The following is a 16,714-nucleotide window of genomic DNA, read 5'->3' on the forward strand; positions in this document are numbered from 1 at the left end:
GCCATGTCCAAGATCTTCATCGATCGCCCGATCTTTGCATGGGTGATCGCGATCATCATCATGCTGGCCGGCGTGGGCGCGATCTTCAGCCTGCCGATCGCGCAATATCCGGACGTGGCGCCGCCGCAGGTCAACATCCGCGCGACCTATCCGGGCGCCAATGCGCAGACGATCCAGAACAGCGTCACCCAGATCATCGAGCAGCAGCTGACCGGCATCGACGGGCTGCTCTACTTCAGCTCGCAGTCCAGTTCGCGCGGGCAGGTGACGATCAGCGCGACGTTCGCCAAGGGCATCGACCCCGATATCGCCCAGGTGCAGGTCCAGAACCAGGTGCAGCAGGCGCTCTCGCGGCTGCCGCAGCAGGTGCAGCAGCAGGGCTTGCGGGTCACCAAGTCGAACCCCGACTTCCTGATGATCGTCGGCGTCTATGACGAGACCGACCGCAGCACCAACGGGGACGTTTCCGACTATCTGGAATCCAACCTCGTCGAGCCGCTCGGCCGCGTCGAGGGCGTGGGCGAAACCAACGTGTTCGGATCGCAATATGCGATGCGCATCTGGCTCGATCCCGCCAAGCTCGCCAGCTTCAACCTGGTCCCGAGCGACGTCATCACCGCCATCCAGAACCAGAACACCGAAGTCGCGGCCGGCGAGCTGGGCGGCCAGCCGCAGCCCAACACGCAGTTGCTGAACGCCACGGTGACGGCGCAGGCGCGCCTCCAGACGCCCGAGCAGTTCCGTGCCATCGTCCTCAAGAGCCAGAGCAGCGGCGCGACCGTCCGGCTGGGCGACGTGGCACGCGTGGAGCTGGGGCAGGAGAACTACAGCGCACTCAGCCGCGTGAACGGTCACCCGGGCGCGGGCGTGGCGATCTCGCTGGCGCCGGGAGCCGATGCGCTCAAGACGGCGCGGCTGGTAAAGGCAGAGGTGGCGCGGTTCGCCAAGGGCTTCCCGCCCGGATACGCCTACGACTATGCCAACGACACGACCGCCTTCATCCAGCTGTCGATCGAGGAAGTCGTCAAGACGCTGATCGAGGCGGTGATCCTGGTCGTCATCGTCATGTTCGTGTTCCTGCAGAGCTGGCGCGCGACGCTGATCCCGACCATCGCCGTTCCGGTCGTGCTGCTGGGGACGTTCGCGGTCTTCTATCTCGCCGGCTTCTCGATCAACACGCTGACGCTGTTCGGGCTGGTGCTGGCGATCGGCCTCCTGGTCGACGACGCGATCGTGGTGGTGGAAAACGTCGAGCGCCTGCTCGAGGAAAATCCCGACATGACGCCGTACGAGGCGACCATCGAGTCGATGAAGGAGATCCAGGTCGCGCTGATCGCGATCGGCATCGTCCTGTCGGCGGTGTTCCTGCCGATGGCGTTCTTCGGCGGCTCGACGGGCGTGATCTATCGCCAGTTCTCGGTGACCATCGTCGCAGCCATGGTGCTGTCGGTGCTGGTGGCGCTGATCCTGTCGCCGGCGCTCACCGCCACGTTGCTCAAGCAGAAGCCCCGCGACGCGGACGGCGCGCATATCCGCGAGGGCTGGTTTGCGAACCGTTTCCCTGGCGTGGTCCGCTTCGGCGACCGTGCCCGCGATGGCTTCAACACGCGCTTCGACCGGATGATCGACCGCTACGAGGGCGGGGTGAAGCGGGTCATCAACCGCAAATGGCTGTTCCTCTTGATCTACGCCGGCGTGCTCGCGCTGCTGGTGCTGCTGTTCGTGCGCCTGCCGACCAGCTTCCTGCCGACCGAGGACCAGGGCGCGGCGCTGGTCCGCTACCAGCTGCCCGCGGGCGCCACGCGCGGCCGTACCGAGGCGGTGCAGCGCGCGGTCGAGGACTATCTGCTCAAGCATGAGGGCAAGAACGTCCGCACGCTGCTGACCGTCAGCGGCGGCGGCAGCGGTGCCGCCGGCCAGAACACCGGCCAGGGCTTCATGAACTTCGTCGACTGGTCGGAGCGGGAGGGCAAGGAGAACAGCGCTGACGCGATCGTCGCGCGGGCGGCTGCCGCCTTCCGCGGCCTGCGCGACGCGCAGGTCTATGCGCTGATCCCTCCCGCGATCCGCGGTCTCGGCCAGTCGAGCGGCTTCACCATGGAGCTCCAGAACACCAGCGGCATGACGGCGGAGAAGTTCGCCGAGGCGCGTGACAAGCTGCTCGCCGCGGCCAATGCCGACGACAAGCTGACCGGCGTTCGCCTCACGGAGCTTCCCGACGTGGCGACGTTGCAGGTCGACCTCGATCAGCAGAAGCTCTCGGCGCTCGGCCTGTCCCAGAGCGACGTCAACACGACGCTGTCCACCGCCTGGGGCGGCCGCTACGTCAACGACTTCATTGACCGTGGCCGGGTGAAGCGCGTCTATGTCCAGGGCGATGCCCCCTACCGGGCGGCGCCCTCCGACTTGAGCCAGTGGTTCGTGCGGACGTCCGACGGCACCATGGCGCCCTTCTCGTCGTTCGCGCGGACTTCCTGGAGCACGGCGCCAACGACATTGTCGCGGTTCCAGGGCGTGCCCTCCTATGAGTTCCAGGGCGATGCGGCGCCGGGCACCAGCTCCGGCGAGGCGATGGAGCGGATCGCGGCGCTCGCGGCCGAGATCCCGGGCGTCGGCGTCGCCTGGGCCGGCCTATCGTTCCAGGAGCGGCTGTCGTCCGGCCAGGCGCCGCTGCTCTATGGGCTGTCGCTGCTGGTAGTGTTCCTGTGCCTGGCCGCGCTCTACGAGAGCTGGTCGATCCCGATCGCGGTGCTGCTGGTGATCCCGCTCGGCCTGATCGGCGCCGTGTTCTTCGTGACGCTGCGCGGGCTGGAGAACGACGTGTATCTTCAGATCGGCCTGCTCACGACCATGGGGCTGGCGGCCAAGAACGCGATCCTGATGATCGAGTTCGCCGAACAGGCGGAGCGCAAGGGCGCGCGCGTGATCGACGCCGCGCTGGAGGCGGCCCGCATCCGTCTGCGCCCGATCCTGATGACCAGCCTTGCCTTCATCTTCGGCGTGCTGCCGCTGGCGCTCTCCACGGGCGCCGGTGCCAACAGCCGCATCGCGATCGGCACCTCGGTGATCGGCGGCATGCTGACGGCCACGATCCTCGCCATCTTCTACATCCCGCTGTTCTTCGTGCTGGTGCGCCGCGGCGTCCGCGACGGTCTTGCCAAGCTCCGCGGCAGGCCGACCGGTCATCAGCCCAAGGATCTGCCCAAGGAGGAGCCCGCGGCATGAACGCCCGGCTGACCGCCCTGCTGCCGCTGCTGCTGGCAGGCTGTTCGATGGCGCCCGAGGACGTCCGCCCGCCGTCGCCGGTGCCGGCGTCCTGGCCGGTAGGCGATGCCTATCTGCGCCAGACCGAGGCGAGCTTGCCGGTGGTGAGCTATCGCGACGTGTTCGTGGATCCGCGTCTCCAGACGTTGATAGATCAGGCGCTGGTCAACAATCGCGACCTGCGCGTCGCTGCCGCAAACATTGTGGCGGCACGCGCGCAGTACCGTATCCAGCGTTCGGAGCTGTTCCCGCAGATCGACGCGTCTGCAAGCTACACCCGGTCCCGCAGCGGCGGACGGTCGTTCACTGGGGGCAACGGTGCTGTTCCCGGCGACGGCACCGACGGTGGCAACGCGGGCGGCAACCAGGGCGGCAGCGGCGCGACGACGATCGACCGCTTCGGCGCGGATCTGGGGGTCACCTCGTTCGAGATCGACCTGTTCGGACGCATCCGCTCGCTGACTCGCGCGCAGCAGAACCAGTATTTCGCCACCGAGGCCGCCGCCCGTGCGACGCGGCTGACGCTCGTCGCCGACATCGCGGACGCCTGGCTCACCTATGCCGCGGACACGAGCCTGCTGCGCATCGCCGAGCAGACGGCGGCCAGTGCGGAGCGCAGCGTGACGCTCACCCGAGCACGGCTCCGGGGCGGGGTCGCGCCCCGCACCGATCTGCGCCAGGCCGAACAGATCCTCACCGCCGCCCAGGCGGACGTCGCGGAGCAGCGTACCCAGCTGGCGCAGGACGTGAATGCGCTACAGCTGCTGGTCGGTGCGCCGTTCGACCGCGCCCTGTTGCCGCAAAGCATCGAGCAGGCGGCGCCTGCCGTCCGGGCGCTTCCCGCAGGCGTCGACTCCGGCGTGCTGCTGCGCCGGCCTGACGTGGTGCAGGCGGAATACCAACTGCGCGCAGCCAATGCCGAAATCGGCGCGGCGCGCGCTGCGCTGTTCCCGCGCATCTCGCTGACGGCGGTGCTGGGGCTCGCCAGCAATGCGCTGGGTTCGTTGTTCGACAATGGCGCCTTCACCTATTCGGCGGGGCCCTCGGTCGCCTATCCGATCTTCCAGGCGGGGGCCGCCCGTGCGAACGTCCGGCTGACGGAGGCGCAGCGCGAGGGCTTGCTCGCGGAGTATGAGCGGACCATCCAGATCGCCTTCCGCGAAGTGTCCGACGCACTCGCCCGGCAAGGGACGATCGGTGAGCAGCTGCGCGCCACGGAGGCGCAAACCGCGGCCGCCGAGGACACCTTCACCCTGACCGAGGCGCGCTATCGCGGGGGAATCGACACCTTCCTCGCGAGCCTCGACGCGCAGCGATCGCTCTACCAGTCGCAGCGCACCCTGGTGCAGACCCGGCTGGTGGCGGCGAGCAACCGCGTCACCCTCTACCGTACGCTCGGCGGCGACACGCTGCTGGAGGCGACGGACCAGGGACCGATCCCGGCCACACCCGCCGACTGAACGGAACTCTCGCCGTCCGCACTGGTTCGGAAAAAGAGAGATTCCGAGGAGACGGACCATGAGCGACAAGCAGCCGATGCAGGCCGCCGGCAAGGGCGTGGCAGAGGGCCGGGACGGCGTCGATCAGGAGCGGGTCAACGGCCGCAATGCCGGAGGCGAGAGCGGCGGCGGCGCCTATCCCAATCCCCACACGGGCAAGGACGAGAAGCAGAGCGGCTTCATGGGCCATGGCGGCCAGACCGACATCGACTATCGCGGCACGGGACAGGGCAGCGAGGGCGAAGGCAAGACCGGCGCCAACCCCAATGCGGGAACCGGTTCGAACACCGACTGACAGGCGGGCCGAGACCAAAAGGCTCGACGTTGAACCCACCGTCTGCCCTGAGTGGCCGTTGCGCGAAATCGAAATGGCGTATCGAAGGAACGCCGCGTGTGCTTCGATCCGGGGCTTGGACAGGCTCGGCCCCTACTGAGCACGGGCCTTTCTGCTTGGTGGCGTCGCGATTCCGCCTATCCGCGCACGATCGGGTGCCGCTCGCGCAGGTCGTCCGCGACCCGCTCCACCGCCTCGACCGCGGCGGCGTTGCCGGACGGGTGGATCGACCAGTTGCAGTGCGCGTGCGTCTCGAGGCTGTGGACGGTGACCTGGCCGATCACCAGCCGCCAGTGCCGGCGCGTGCCACCCGCATCGCGCACCAAGGTCGTGACGAACAGGTCCAGCAGGTCGGCAGCGGTCATCCCTGCGTTCCCAGCCGCAGGTAGCGGAAGTACCAGACCTCATGCCCCTGGCGCCGTGCCTTGCGCTCGTAGCGCGTCTCGGGCCAGTCGGCGGGACGGGTGAGGAAGTCCTGCGCCGTCTCGGCAGCCCAAGCGAAGTCGCGGCGCCCGCGCATCACCATCATCGACCAGCGGCAATAGGTCGGATCGTCGGTGCCGAGGCGGAACTCGCCGCCGGGCTTGAGCTTGGCGGCGATCATGTCGAGCGGCCCGTCGTTGACCATGCGCCGCTTGGCATGGCGCGCCTTGCGCCACGGATCGGGGTGGAGGAGGTAGACGCGCTCCAGGCTGGCGTCCGGAAGCCGCTCCAGCGCCTCCAGCGCATCGCCCATGTGCAGGCGCACATTTTCCAGGCCGCCGTCGCGGATGTGGTTGAGCGCCCCGACGACGCCGTTCAGGAACGGTTCGCAGCCGATGAAGCCATGATCCGGGCGCATCGCCGCCTGCCCCGCGAGGTGCTCGCCGCCGCCGAAGCCGATCTCGAACTCCAGCGGACGTGAATCGCCGAACAGCGTCGGCGCGTCCAGCGGGCCTTCGTCTGGGATGCTGACGAGAGGGAGCAGGTCTTCCACCAGCGCGGCTTGGCCCTGGCGCAGCTTGTGTCCCTGGCGGCGGCCGTAGAGGCGGCGGATCGAGGTCGGATCGGTCATGGCGCGGGGCTGTAGCCGCCCGTTGCGCCGGCTCCAAGCGCCGATGGAGCCTGCCATCCTCCCGCGGGTTGTTCGTGCGCACCCATGGAAGGCGACGAATGAGCAAGGGCAGGACGGGCAAGGCGTTGGCGCACGAGTTGGAGCGCGTCGACATCAAGGCGGGCCATGCGGCAGCCGAATGGCACGACCATGTGGTCGTGCGCGCGTTGAAGCTGGTTCGCGAGCTTGCCGACCAGCCGCCGCTGATCGCGCTGTCGATCGGTACGGTGGTGGCCGGTGTGGTACGGCGTGACGGTCGCCTCGCACGCACGGGCGCGCGCATGCTGGCAAGCCATCTCGCGGCGACGGCGATCAAGGCAGCGATCAAGCGCAGGGTCGATCGAGCGCGGCCGCGGCTGTTCAGCAGCGACCATGATCACCGGCTCACGCGGGGCAACCGCAACGAGGGGCCGCACAACTCCTTCCCCTCGGGCCACACGGCCGGCGCGATGGCGGTGAGCCGGGCGATCCTGCGGGAGTACCCTGGCGCGAGCGGTCCCGCCTATGCGGCGGCGGTGGCGACCGGCGCGCTGCAGCTGCCGACCGGTTCGCATTTCCCGATCGACATCATCGCCGGGGCAGCGATCGGGGTGGGCTCGGAAGCGCTGGTCGCACGCATCTTCCCCGATGCGGCGCCGGAGCGGGCGCGATCGGGTGACGACACGGATGTGGAGAAATGGCGCGCCCGGAACGATTCGAACGTCCGACCCTCAGATTCGTAGTCTGATGCTCTATCCAGCTGAGCTACGGGCGCTTGGGAGGTGGTCCCCTATCCGCCCGTGGATTCGAGCGCAAGTCCTTCCGCATGGAACGGGCACATTTTTCGCGATCGTCGCTGTGAGCGGCGCAGCATGGTGGCTTTCGCAAGGCTCATCCCGTGTGCCGGCGAAAGCGGTGGCCCAGGGCTCTACGCGCCACCCGCGATGTTTCTGCCGGGGCCCCGGGGGGCGACGCGGTAGGGCGGCGATGAACGGGCTGAAGCCCGCTACTCCGCCTTGCCCGCGCTTTCGCTAAATGCGCGAGGGCTGATGTCGATGCTCCGGTTCTCGCCCCAGGTGCTGACGCGCGAGTTGACCGGGCCGCGGACGATGTCTTCCACCACCTGCGCGGGCGGTGGAAGCCGGTCCTGCGCCACGTAATTGGTGATGACGTCCAGATCGATGTAGGCGACGGACCAACTGGGCTCGGCGGGCTTGCTCTTTGCCAGCAGCGCGTTCGCGGCATCGGGTTGGACGAAAATGCCGCGGCCCGCATCCGACAGAGCGATGAGATAGCGATCGGTGGCGGCATCCGGCCGATAGACGCCGCCGCCCTTCAGGGTCGTGGCGTCGCGACACCAGGTAACCGCAGGCTGCGGCGCCGGTACGTCCTGCTTCTTTGTATCGGCACGCATCGCGAGCCCCATGAAGGCGGCCATCAATGCGGCGGCGCCGTTGGCCGGCGCGGGCTTCGCTTCGCCGGAAAGGACCAGCGGCGTGGGACAATCCGCGACCGGGCTGGCCGCAGGCGCGGGCGCGACCTCCCGCGGCCATTCGAGCTCGGCCAGTGCCTTGCGCATTGCGGTGGCGAGGCTCGCCGACTCCAGCGTCTTGGAGGAATAGCGCAGCTTCACGAGCCATTGGCCGAACGGGAGGATGGCGACGCCGGTGCTCCGATACGGAGTCTTGTTGAGGGTGTAGGCGGCGATCAGGCCGCTTGCCGTCTGCTGGCCGGGCGGCACGAAGCTGGGGGCTCCGACGGCGGCGACGGGCTGGCCGTAGACGTCGGGCCGGTTCTCGATTGCCCAGCGGGCACGATCGAACCACACCGGTACCGCGCCGCTTGCCTGGCGATAGACGTAAAGGCTCAGCAACTCGGCGCGGTCGGGGCTTTCGTAGCTGGCCGAGACGTCCAGCAGATGCTCGCCGATCTTGAGGGTCTTGATGCGGGGCGCGCCTGCGAGGGTGGTCGGCAGGCGGAGCCCGCTCTGCTTGTGCGTATACGGCTTGCGGGCGGAGACCCTGAGCTCCTCCGCCTGCTGGGCTGCGGCAGGCGTGGCCAAACCGATTGCGCCCGCGGCGAGCGCCAGCGTGACAGGCACAAAGCGCTTCATCATCCCTCTACCCCTGATGCCGGCGAAGCTGCCACCGGTTGGGGGAAGGGACAAGCGCAAAGGCGGGGCGACTTCGCGCCACCCCGCCTTTGCGTGAACTCAGGCCAGTTCGGCCTTGAGCGCGTCGGCCAGGTCGGTCTTTTCCCAGGTGAAGAGGTCACCCTCCGCCTTGCGGCCGAAGTGGCCATAGGCGGCGGTCGGCAGGTAGATCGCCTTGTTCATGCCAAGGTGGGTGCGGATGCCCTTGGGGGTCAGGCGGACCAGCTTGGGCAGCACCGCCTCGATCTTCGACTCCTCGACGGTACCGGTGCCGTGGGTGTCGACATAGAGCGACAGCGGTTCGGCAACGCCGATCGCGTAGGACAGCTGGATCGTGCAGCGCTTGGCCAGGCCCGCCGCGACGATGTTCTTGGCGAGATAGCGGCTGATATAGGCTGCCGAACGGTCGACCTTGGTGGGATCCTTGCCCGAGAAGGCGCCGCCGCCGTGCGGGGCCGCACCGCCATAGGTGTCGACGATGATCTTGCGGCCGGTGAGCCCTGCGTCGCCATCGGGTCCGCCGATCTCGAACAGGCCGGTCGGGTTGACGTAGATCTGCGATTGGTCTGCCGGCATCCAGCCCTGCGGCAGGACGCCCTCGAACACGGTCATGACATAGTCGCGCAGCTGCTTCTGGCCGGCGTCGCTGGACAGCGCCTTGCTGTGCTGGGTCGACACCACCAGTGCGGTCGCGCCGGTCGGGCGGCCGTTCTCATACTTGAGCGTCACCTGGCTCTTGGCGTCCGGCTCCAGGAAGTCGACCACGTTGGCGTGGCGGTCCTGCGCCAGCTTTTCCAGGATGCGGTGCGAGTAATAGAGCGTCGCCGGCATCAGCTCGGGCGTCTCGTCGCAGGCGAAGCCGAACATGATGCCCTGGTCGCCGGCACCCTCGTCCTTGTTGCCGCTCTCGTCCACGCCCTGCGCGATATGCGCGGACTGACCGTGAAGGTGGCAGGCGAACTCGGCGGTCTGCCAGTGGAAGCCGTGCTGTTCGTAGCCGATCTTCTTCACCGTATCGCGCGCGGCCTTCTCGATCTCGTCGAGGGTCGGGAACACGTCCTGGTTGCAGCGCACCTCGCCGGCCAGCACGATCCGCTGAGTCGTGACCATGGTCTCGCAAGCGACGCGGGCGACGGGGTCGCGCGACAGGAACAGGTCGACGACGGCGTCGGAAATCTGGTCCGCGACCTTGTCGGGATGGCCTTCGGAGACCGACTCGGAGGTGAAGAGATAGTTGGAACGCATGGATTTCCCTTTTCTATGGGAAAGCGCGGCCGTTGCCATGCCGATATAAAGCTTTCCTTATATACCGCGCCCTAGCGGCTGCGCCGGCGGAGTGCAACGGCTGCGAGGGCAAGGAAAAGACCCACAATCGCGGCGATCCCGTTGCCGAAGCGGGCGAACAGCGTCGGCGGATGCGCGGGCGGCAACGGCAGCTCGATCGCACCGGCGCGGCCCTGCGGGATCGTCGCCAGCAGCCGGCCGTCGGCGTCGATGATCGCCGAGATGCCGGTGGGCGTGGAGCGCAGGATGGGCAGCCCCTCCTCGATCGCCCGCATGCGAGCCTGCGCCAGATGCTGGGGCGGACCCCAGGCGCCGAACCAGGCGTCGTTGGACGGGTTGAACAGCAGCCGGGGACGGTGCGCGCGGTCCACCACCTGGCCGGAAAAGATGATCTCGTAGCAGATCTGCATGCCGACAGGCCCAAAGCCGGGCACGGCAACGGACCGCGGACCCGGGCCCGGAGCAAAGTCGATGTCGCCCATCACCAGGCGCGAAAGGCCAAGCGGCTGGAGGAGGGGCCGCATCGGCAGATACTCGCCATAGGGAACCAGATGCGCCTTGTCGTAGCGGCCGCCCAGGCGTCCGTCCGGCAGCACCGCGAACACCGAGTTCCCGGCCGAGGCGACCTGTCCGCGCGGATCGAAGAACAGCGCGGTCCCGCCGACCAGGGCGGCATCGCGGGGCCCGAGCAGGCGGGCGATCTGCGCGCGGACGAGCGCCGGATTGGCGTCGTACCAATAGGGCGGATATCCATCCTCGACATAATAGTTGAGCGTCCCCTCCGGCCAAACGACCAGCCGGGGGGCGGCCCCTGGGCGTCCGCTCAGCCGCAGCAGTCGATCGAACACCTCGGCGGCATAGCCGTCGTCGGCGACATGCTCCTGGCCGATGTTGGGCTGAACGACGCGGACGCGCGGGGCATCGTCCGGGAGGGCCGGATCGGCGGCATGCAGCAGCGGCCATCCGATCGCCAGCGCAAGTCCCGCAACGGCGATCCCCGCCGGGAAATGCCAGCGGCGGTGCCATGCCAACAGCAGTGCGCCGGCTGCCACCACGGTAAGGCCCGACAGGGCATAGGTCCCGACCCAGGCTGCCAGATGCGCCAGTCCCGGCACCGGCAGCCAGATCACGCCGACGGGGTTCCAGGCATAGCCGGTGAACATCACCGCGCGCAGCCATTCGGTCGCGATCCAGGCGGCGCCCGCACTCAGCGCGAAGGCGGCGTCCGGCCGTGTCTCGCGACGCCCCAGCCGCCAGGCAAGGCCGCCGGCGAGCATCGGATACACCGCAAGATAGAGCGCGAGCCCGACCACGGCGAAATAGCCGAGCGCCGGCGGCATCCGATCCTGATAGTCGAAGGCGTGCTGGATCCAGTTGTTGCCGATGGTGAAGTGCGCGACCCCGAACAGCCAGGAGCGCCACAGGGCGGACTTCAGACTGGGGGCGCCATGGACGCAGTGCAGCCACAGCGCGAAGGCGGCGAGCGTCAGCGGCCACCATTGCAGGGGCGCGAAGCCGAGTGCGGAGACGGCACCGGCGAGGAGGACGAGCAGGGCAGGGGGGAAACGCACGGCGCGGATATCGTGCGCTTTGGCGGCGCGGGCAAGCAGTTCGCACGTGTACGCCCGCGCGCGATGGGCTACGCTCGTGCCATGGCCGAGCTCCGTCCCTTTCATCTCGCCTTTCCGGTTCACGACCTGGAGGCGGCGCGCACCTTCTATCGTGACGTGCTGGGCTGCGGCGAAGGACGCAGCAGCGATCACTGGATCGACTTTGACCTCGGCGGGCACCAGATCGTCGCGCACCTCGACCCCGATGCCCGGCCGCAGGCGACCAGCAATGCAGTCGACGGGCATCAGGTGCCGGTGCCGCACTTCGGCGTCGTGCTGTGCATATCCGACTGGGAAGCGCTGGCCGCCCGGCTGGAGGCGGCGGGTGTCGAGTTCGGCATCGCGCCCCACATCCGCTTCAAGGGGCAGCCCGGGGAGCAGGCAACGATGTTCTTCCGCGACCCGTCGGGAAACGCTTTGGAGTTCAAGGCGTTCGCCGATGATTCGATGCTGTTCGCAAGTTAAGAGGATTTCCGCGTGGCTGACCCCGTTACCGTCGACATTCCCCACAAGCTCGGCCGCGAGGGTGCGCGCACCCGTATCGAGGCGGGGATCGGGAAGCTCGCCGGCATGTTTCCTGGCGGCACGGTGACGGAACAGCATTGGGAGGGCGACGCCCTCTCCTTCACGGTGCAGGCGATGGGACAGCGCGTGGCCAGCCGGCTGGAGCTGTTCGAGGATCGGGTCCGCGCCGAACTCGACCTGCCGCCTTTCCTGCGGCTGTTCGCCGACAAGATCCGGGCCAAGCTCCAGAAGGATGGACCGGCCCTGCTGAAGTAGCGGCCTGCGCGTGCATGGGAACCGCGGGCGTTCGTTTCGGTTGAGGAAGGGTTAGGAGAGGCTCATGAAGGCACCGCTTTTCATGCTGGTCGCAGCTTCGGCGCTGGTGGGCTGTTCGGAAAAGGATTCGAACGCGAACCAGGTCGCGCTCCCGGTGGGGACCCAGATCGCCGACAACGGCGTCGTCGAGGCGCCGCCTACCGGCAGTGCACCGACCATTCCGACAGCGAGCGGCGCCGGGACCGCCTTTGGCATGACGACGAAGCAGCTGGAGGATGCGGACCTGCTCGGCGCCGGCAATGCCAAGCTCGGGGAGGTGGAGCGGGTGACCACCGACGCGCAGGGCAGCGTCAATGGTCTGGTGGTAGAGGTCGACTCCGAGCCGGAAGACCGCGAGGTGCTGTTGCCGCTCAAGGGGATCGAGCCGGTGGCGGTGGGCAACGAGTGGCACCTGCGCGCCAGTGCGATGACGCGCGAGCAGTTGCTGACCCTTCCGGAGGTGAAGCCCGCCGGCCGGTGAGGCTGCCAAGCGCGGGAACTCGGCCGACGGGTTCAGCGCCCCGCGGCCGCGCTCACGCGCCAGATCACGTTGCCGACGTCATCGGCGACCAGCAACCCGCCGCTGCGATCGGTGATCACACCCACCGGACGGCCGCGCGCCTTGCCGTCCTGATCCAGGAAGCCGCTCAGGACATCGACGGGCTTGGCGCCCTTCACCGGGAAGCCATTGGCTGCGAACGGTACGAACACGACCTTGTAGCCTGATGGCGGCACGCGGTTCCACGACCCGTGCTGGCCGATGAAGGCGCCGCTTGCGAACCGCGGCCCCAGCTTCGCGTCCCCGGCGAAAGCGAGGCCGAGCGAGGCGGTATGGGCGCCCAGCGCATAGTCGGGCCGCGCGGTGTATTCCCGCAGGTCCGGCCGCTGCGGCTGGACGCGATCGTCGACATAGCCGCCCCAGTAGTGCCACGGCCAGCCATAGAAGCCGCCGAACTCCACCCGCGTCATATAGTCGGGCGGCATGTCCGAACCGATCATGTCGCGTTCGTTGACGACGGTCCACAGCGCCCGGCTGTTGGGCTCGAACGCCATGCCGTTGGGGTTCCGCAGCCCGCTGGCATAGATGCGGAACTTCTTCACCAGCGGATCGACCTCGAGGATCGCCGCCCGGTTCTTCTCGACCTCCAGTCCGTCCTCGGCGATGTTGGACGCCGAGCCGACGGTCACGAACAGCGTCTTGCCCTCAGGGTTCGCCACGACGTTGCGCGTCCAGTGGTTGCCGCCGCCCGGCAGGTCGACGACCTTCTCCGCGTTCGCGGTGATGCGCGTCTGGCCCACCTGGAAGGGGAAGCGCACCAGCGCGTCGGTGTTGGCGACGTAGAGCCAGTCGCCCACCACCGCCATGCCGAAAGGTGAGTTGAGCCCGGTCAGCAGCGCCGAGCGCTGTTCCGCGACGCCGTCGCCGTCCGCGTCGCGCAGCAGCGTGATCCGGTTGGCGGAGGGGACGCCTGCGCCCGCCCGGCCCATGAAGAGCTTCATCACCCAGCCCTTGAGCCCGCCGCCCTCGCGTGGGGGCGAGTTGCTCTCCGCCACCAGCACGTCGCCGTTCGCCAGGCGATAGAGCCAGCGCGGATGGTCGAGCCCGCGTGCGAACGGCTGGACGCGCAGCCCCTGCGCCGGGGTCGGCATCGCGTCGCCGGTCCAGCCGATCGGCTTGGCGATCCGGACGGTGGGGATGGTCTGTTCGCGTGCGCGGCTCAATTGCGGCTGGGCACCGGTCACCGCGTCTTCGGGCAGTTTCGCGCGATCGGGGCTGAACAGCCACCACCCCAGTGCGAGCAGCAGAACGAGAAAGACGGCGGCAAGGCGGAGCAGGTGTTTGCGCATGGCCGAAGGATTAGGGGCTGCGGACCTGCACGCAACATGAAAAGCGCCGCCGCTGACGGATGGGAGAGTTCCGTCGGCGGCGGCGCCTCACGCTGTCACATGGGATCGGTGCGACAGCGCATCCGGGGCGGCAGGAATGGGGGAGAGCCGCCCCGGGATCCGGTGTGTGTTAGCGCGGCCCTGCGTCGGACAGGGCCATGCGGTCCATGTCCTTCTGCGTCTCGCGATCTTCCTCCGACTTGCCCATCGTCGCGAGGCGCTCGCGCACCCGCTCGGCAAGGTTCGGATCGACCGCTTCGAAATGACCCATCTGGCGATCGATGATGAACTGCGGGATGCCGTGCATCGCCTCGGCGATGTTGCTGGCGGTCCGCGCCTTCTGATCCTCGTCGAACAGGTTCCACAGGTCGCGCGGCTGGCGGAAGTCGTCGTTGCCCTCGCTGTGGTCCCAGTGCCACGCAGTGCCCTCCACCTTCAGCGGCGGCTCCTTGTAGCGCGGGTCCTCGACCGGGCCGCCGAACGAGTTGGGCTCGTAATAGGCGTCCGGATAGTCCTGGTTGGTGTCCTCCATGAAGCGGAGCAGACCGTCCTTGTGATAGGTGTGAACCGGGGAGTGCGGCCGGTTGACCGGCAGCGCCTCGTAATGCGTGCCCAGCCGGTGGCGGTGGGCGTCGGCATAGGAGAAGATGCGCGCCTGCAGCATCTTGTCCGGCGAGAAGCTGATCCCGCGTACGACGTTGGACGGGCTGAACGCCGCCTGCTCGATCTGCGCGAAATAATTGTCCGGGTTCCGGTTCAGCTCGACCTCGCCGACCTCGATCAGCGGATAGTCGCTGTGCGGCCAGACCTTGGTCAGGTCGAACGGATTGTACCAGTGCTTGCCCACGTCCTCCTCGGGCATGATCTGCACGAACAGCGTCCACTTCGGGAACTCGCCGCGGTGGATGGTGCCGTAGATCTCCTCCTGGAAGCTCTCACGGCTCTTTGCGATGACCTCCGCCGCTTCGGCGTTGGTGTAGAACTTGTGGCCCTGCTGGGTCTTGAAGTGGAACTTCACCCAATAGCGCTCGCCGGCGTCGTTCCAGAAGGAATAGGTGTGGCTGCCATAGCCGTTCATGTACTGCGGGCCCTGCGGCAGGCCGCGGTCCGACATCAGGATCAGCAACTGGTGCATCGACTGGGGCTCGAGGCTCCAGAAATCCCACATCGCCGTCGGCGAGCGCATGTTGGTGCGCGGGTGGCGCTTCTGCGTGCGGATGAAGTCCGGGAACTTGCGCGGATCGCGCACGAAGAACACCGGCGTGTTGTTGCCGACGAGGTCCCAGTTGCCCTCCTCGGTGTAGAACTTGAAGCTGAAGCCGCGGACGTCGCGCTCGGCATCGGCGGCACCCTGCTCGCCGGCGACGGTCGAGAAGCGCAGCAGCATCTCGGTCTGCTTGCCGACCTCCGAGAAGATCTTGGCATTGGTGTACTTGCTGATGTCGTGGGTCACCGTGAAGGTGCCGAACGCGCCCCAGCCCTTGGCATGCACCACCCGCTCGGGGATGCGCTCGCGGTTCTGGTGGCTCAGCTTCTCGATCAGCTGATAATCCTGCAGCAGCAACGGACCGAACCGCCCCACGGTGAGAGAATGCTGGTTGTCGCCGACCGGGGCACCCGCGGAAGTGGTGAGCGTCGGTCGCTTCTTTTCGGCATCTGCCATGGCATGTCTCCTGATCGTCCGGGCACGTTGGTGCCGCAGCCGATGGAATGACTCAAACGCATAGAAGTGCCCAGCGTGATCGAAAACATCGATGGCGGTGGGAATTGCGGCGGCAGGCGGAGTTTCCCGCGGGACCGACGGATCGTGCCCCGGCGGGGTCAGTGCCGCGCGCCGCCAACGCCCGGCGGCGCGCGTCCTCTATTACTCCTCGACCGGCGCTTCCGCGACCGGCGGATGGAGGCGCAGGCGGGTGACGCGTCGATCGTCGCCGTCGACGATTTCCAGCGTCCAGCCGCTCGCGTGCTTCAGGCACTCGCCGGGCTTGGGCACGTGCCCGGCCAGCACGAAGGCGAGTCCGCCGAGCGTCTCGACGTCCTCCTCCACCTCGCCCAGCCGCGGATCGATCAACTCGGCAGCATCCTCCAGTTCGGCGCGCGCGTCCGCGTCCCAGCCGCCGCCGTCGATCGGCACCAGCAACGCCGCCGGCGCCTCGTCGTGCTCGTCCTCGATCTCGCCTACGATCTCCTCGATCAGATCCTCGATCGTGATGAGCCCGTCGGTTCCGGAGTATTCGTCCAGCACCACCGCCAGGTGAGTGCGGCTGGCGCGCATCTGCGCGAGCAGGTCGAGCGTTCCCATCGACTGGGGCACATAGAGCGGCTGGCGCATCAGATCGGTGATGCTGTCGGGCGGAGCGCCCTCGCGCGCGAGGATCGCGAACACGTCCTTCACATGGATCATGCCGATCACATGGTCGAGCCGCTCGCGATAGACCGGAAGGCGGCTGTGTCCGGCCTCTGCGAAGATCTGGACCAGTTCCGAAAAGGGCGTCGACTCCTCCACCGCAACGATGTCCGCGCGCGGCACGCCCATGTCGCCTGCGTCACGCTCGCCGAAATGGAGGATGTTGCGGACCATCTGCCGCTCGATCGGGGAAAGGTCGCCGGCGACCGGCCGGGCCTCTTCCTCCTCATGCTCCGTGATGACTTCCTCGATCCGCCCGCGCAGCGTCTCATTGTGTTCCTCGCCGAACAGCAGGGCGCGGATGCCCCGCCATACGCCGCCCTCTCCGGCGGCCTGGCTACTGTCGCCCCCCGGGGCGGCGCTACTGGAACCTTCTGGCATGGAAG

16 protein-coding genes and 1 tRNA gene are annotated in these 16,714 nt (G+C 68.0%); 7 read left to right on the forward strand and 10 right to left on the reverse strand.

What is annotated here, in order from left to right; genetic code table 11:
* Positions 1 to 3 precede the first annotated feature (3 nt).
* Genes EO081_RS15695 through EO081_RS15705 form a run of 3 tightly spaced genes read left to right on the forward strand, consistent with a single transcriptional unit; the run spans position 4 to position 5,058 of the window.
* Entirely contained in the window at positions 4 to 3,225 is a 3,222-nt protein-coding gene (locus tag EO081_RS15695; RefSeq protein WP_129343240.1) for an efflux RND transporter permease subunit, read from the forward strand.
* Positions 3,222 to 4,724 carry an efflux transporter outer membrane subunit gene (locus EO081_RS15700; protein ID WP_129343242.1) on the forward strand — a complete coding sequence of 501 codons (1,503 nt, stop codon included), beginning with the start codon at positions 3,222 to 3,224 and terminating at the stop codon, positions 4,722 to 4,724. The genes EO081_RS15695 and EO081_RS15700 overlap by 4 nt, the downstream gene beginning before the upstream one ends.
* 58 nt (positions 4,725 to 4,782) lie before the next feature.
* Positions 4,783 to 5,058: a hypothetical protein gene (locus EO081_RS15705; RefSeq protein WP_240697723.1), complete on the forward strand. Its 276-nt coding sequence runs from the start codon at positions 4,783 to 4,785 to the stop codon at positions 5,056 to 5,058.
* A 176-nt stretch (positions 5,059 to 5,234) separates the two neighbouring features.
* On the opposite strand, the gene EO081_RS15710 is transcribed toward EO081_RS15705, so the two are convergent.
* The 3 genes from EO081_RS15710 to EO081_RS17115 are packed head-to-tail and all read right to left on the reverse strand — an operon-like array spanning position 5,235 to position 6,570.
* Complete coding sequence (locus tag EO081_RS15710) at positions 5,235 to 5,462, reverse strand: hypothetical protein (RefSeq protein WP_129343244.1); 228 nt, start codon at positions 5,460 to 5,462, stop codon at positions 5,235 to 5,237.
* Positions 5,459 to 6,151, reverse strand: a complete 693-nt coding sequence (gene trmB / locus EO081_RS15715; RefSeq protein ID WP_129343246.1) for a tRNA (guanosine(46)-N7)-methyltransferase TrmB — start codon at positions 6,149 to 6,151, stop codon at positions 5,459 to 5,461. The genes EO081_RS15710 and trmB overlap by 4 nt, the downstream gene beginning before the upstream one ends.
* Positions 6,148 to 6,570, reverse strand: coding sequence for a hypothetical protein (locus EO081_RS17115; RefSeq protein WP_240697724.1), 423 nt, complete (start codon positions 6,568 to 6,570; stop codon positions 6,148 to 6,150). The genes trmB and EO081_RS17115 overlap by 4 nt, the downstream gene beginning before the upstream one ends.
* On the opposite strand from EO081_RS17115, the gene EO081_RS17300 reads away from it, so the two are divergent.
* Positions 6,472 to 6,912 carry a phosphatase PAP2 family protein gene (locus EO081_RS17300; protein WP_375781674.1) on the forward strand — a complete coding sequence of 147 codons (441 nt, stop codon included), beginning with the start codon at positions 6,472 to 6,474 and terminating at the stop codon, positions 6,910 to 6,912. The two genes, EO081_RS17115 and EO081_RS17300, sit on opposite strands and share 99 nt — an antisense overlap.
* Here EO081_RS17300 and EO081_RS15725 read toward each other — a convergent pair.
* The 4 genes from EO081_RS15725 to lnt form a co-directional block, all read right to left on the reverse strand.
* A tRNA-Arg gene (locus tag EO081_RS15725) sits at positions 6,868 to 6,944 on the reverse strand. The genes EO081_RS17300 and EO081_RS15725 overlap by 45 nt on opposite strands.
* A 231-nt stretch (positions 6,945 to 7,175) precedes the next feature.
* The gene (locus EO081_RS15730) at positions 7,176 to 8,282 is read right to left on the reverse strand and encodes a hypothetical protein (protein ID WP_129343248.1); all 1,107 of its coding nucleotides are present in this window, start codon (positions 8,280 to 8,282) and stop codon (positions 7,176 to 7,178) included.
* A gap of 99 nt (positions 8,283 to 8,381) precedes the next feature.
* Positions 8,382 to 9,566: a methionine adenosyltransferase gene (gene metK / locus EO081_RS15735; protein ID WP_129343250.1), complete on the reverse strand. Its 1,185-nt coding sequence runs from the start codon at positions 9,564 to 9,566 to the stop codon at positions 8,382 to 8,384.
* A 71-nt stretch (positions 9,567 to 9,637) separates the two neighbouring features.
* Positions 9,638 to 11,176 carry an apolipoprotein N-acyltransferase gene (gene lnt, locus EO081_RS15740; protein ID WP_129343252.1) on the reverse strand — a complete coding sequence of 513 codons (1,539 nt, stop codon included), beginning with the start codon at positions 11,174 to 11,176 and terminating at the stop codon, positions 9,638 to 9,640.
* A gap of 81 nt (positions 11,177 to 11,257) precedes the next feature.
* Between lnt and EO081_RS15745 the strand changes: the two genes are divergently transcribed.
* The 3 genes from EO081_RS15745 to EO081_RS15755 all read left to right on the forward strand — a co-directional run bounded on the left by EO081_RS15745 (position 11,258) and on the right by EO081_RS15755 (position 12,515).
* Positions 11,258 to 11,680, forward strand: coding sequence for a VOC family protein (locus EO081_RS15745; protein WP_129343254.1), 423 nt, complete (start codon positions 11,258 to 11,260; stop codon positions 11,678 to 11,680).
* Positions 11,681 to 11,692: 12 nt separating this feature from the next.
* Positions 11,693 to 11,995, forward strand: a complete 303-nt coding sequence (locus EO081_RS15750) for a polyhydroxyalkanoic acid system family protein (protein ID WP_129343256.1) — start codon at positions 11,693 to 11,695, stop codon at positions 11,993 to 11,995.
* A gap of 64 nt (positions 11,996 to 12,059) precedes the next feature.
* Entirely contained in the window at positions 12,060 to 12,515 is a 456-nt protein-coding gene (locus EO081_RS15755) for a hypothetical protein (RefSeq protein WP_129343258.1), read from the forward strand.
* A 32-nt stretch (positions 12,516 to 12,547) separates the two neighbouring features.
* Here EO081_RS15755 and EO081_RS15760 read toward each other — a convergent pair whose 3' ends face one another.
* The 3 genes from EO081_RS15760 to EO081_RS15770 form a co-directional block, all read right to left on the reverse strand.
* The gene (locus tag EO081_RS15760) at positions 12,548 to 13,882 is read right to left on the reverse strand and encodes a PQQ-dependent sugar dehydrogenase (protein WP_129343260.1); all 1,335 of its coding nucleotides are present in this window, start codon (positions 13,880 to 13,882) and stop codon (positions 12,548 to 12,550) included.
* A 169-nt stretch (positions 13,883 to 14,051) separates the two neighbouring features.
* The gene (locus tag EO081_RS15765) at positions 14,052 to 15,584 is read right to left on the reverse strand and encodes a catalase (protein ID WP_129343262.1); all 1,533 of its coding nucleotides are present in this window, start codon (positions 15,582 to 15,584) and stop codon (positions 14,052 to 14,054) included.
* A 201-nt stretch (positions 15,585 to 15,785) separates the two neighbouring features.
* Entirely contained in the window at positions 15,786 to 16,709 is a 924-nt protein-coding gene (locus EO081_RS15770) for a hemolysin family protein (protein WP_129343264.1), read from the reverse strand.
* Positions 16,710 to 16,714 lie beyond the last annotated feature (5 nt).

Origin of the sequence: Sphingomonas desiccabilis (genome assembly GCF_004135605.1) — a bacterium.
In the GTDB taxonomy this organism is placed as follows: domain Bacteria; phylum Pseudomonadota; class Alphaproteobacteria; order Sphingomonadales; family Sphingomonadaceae; genus Sphingomonas; species Sphingomonas desiccabilis.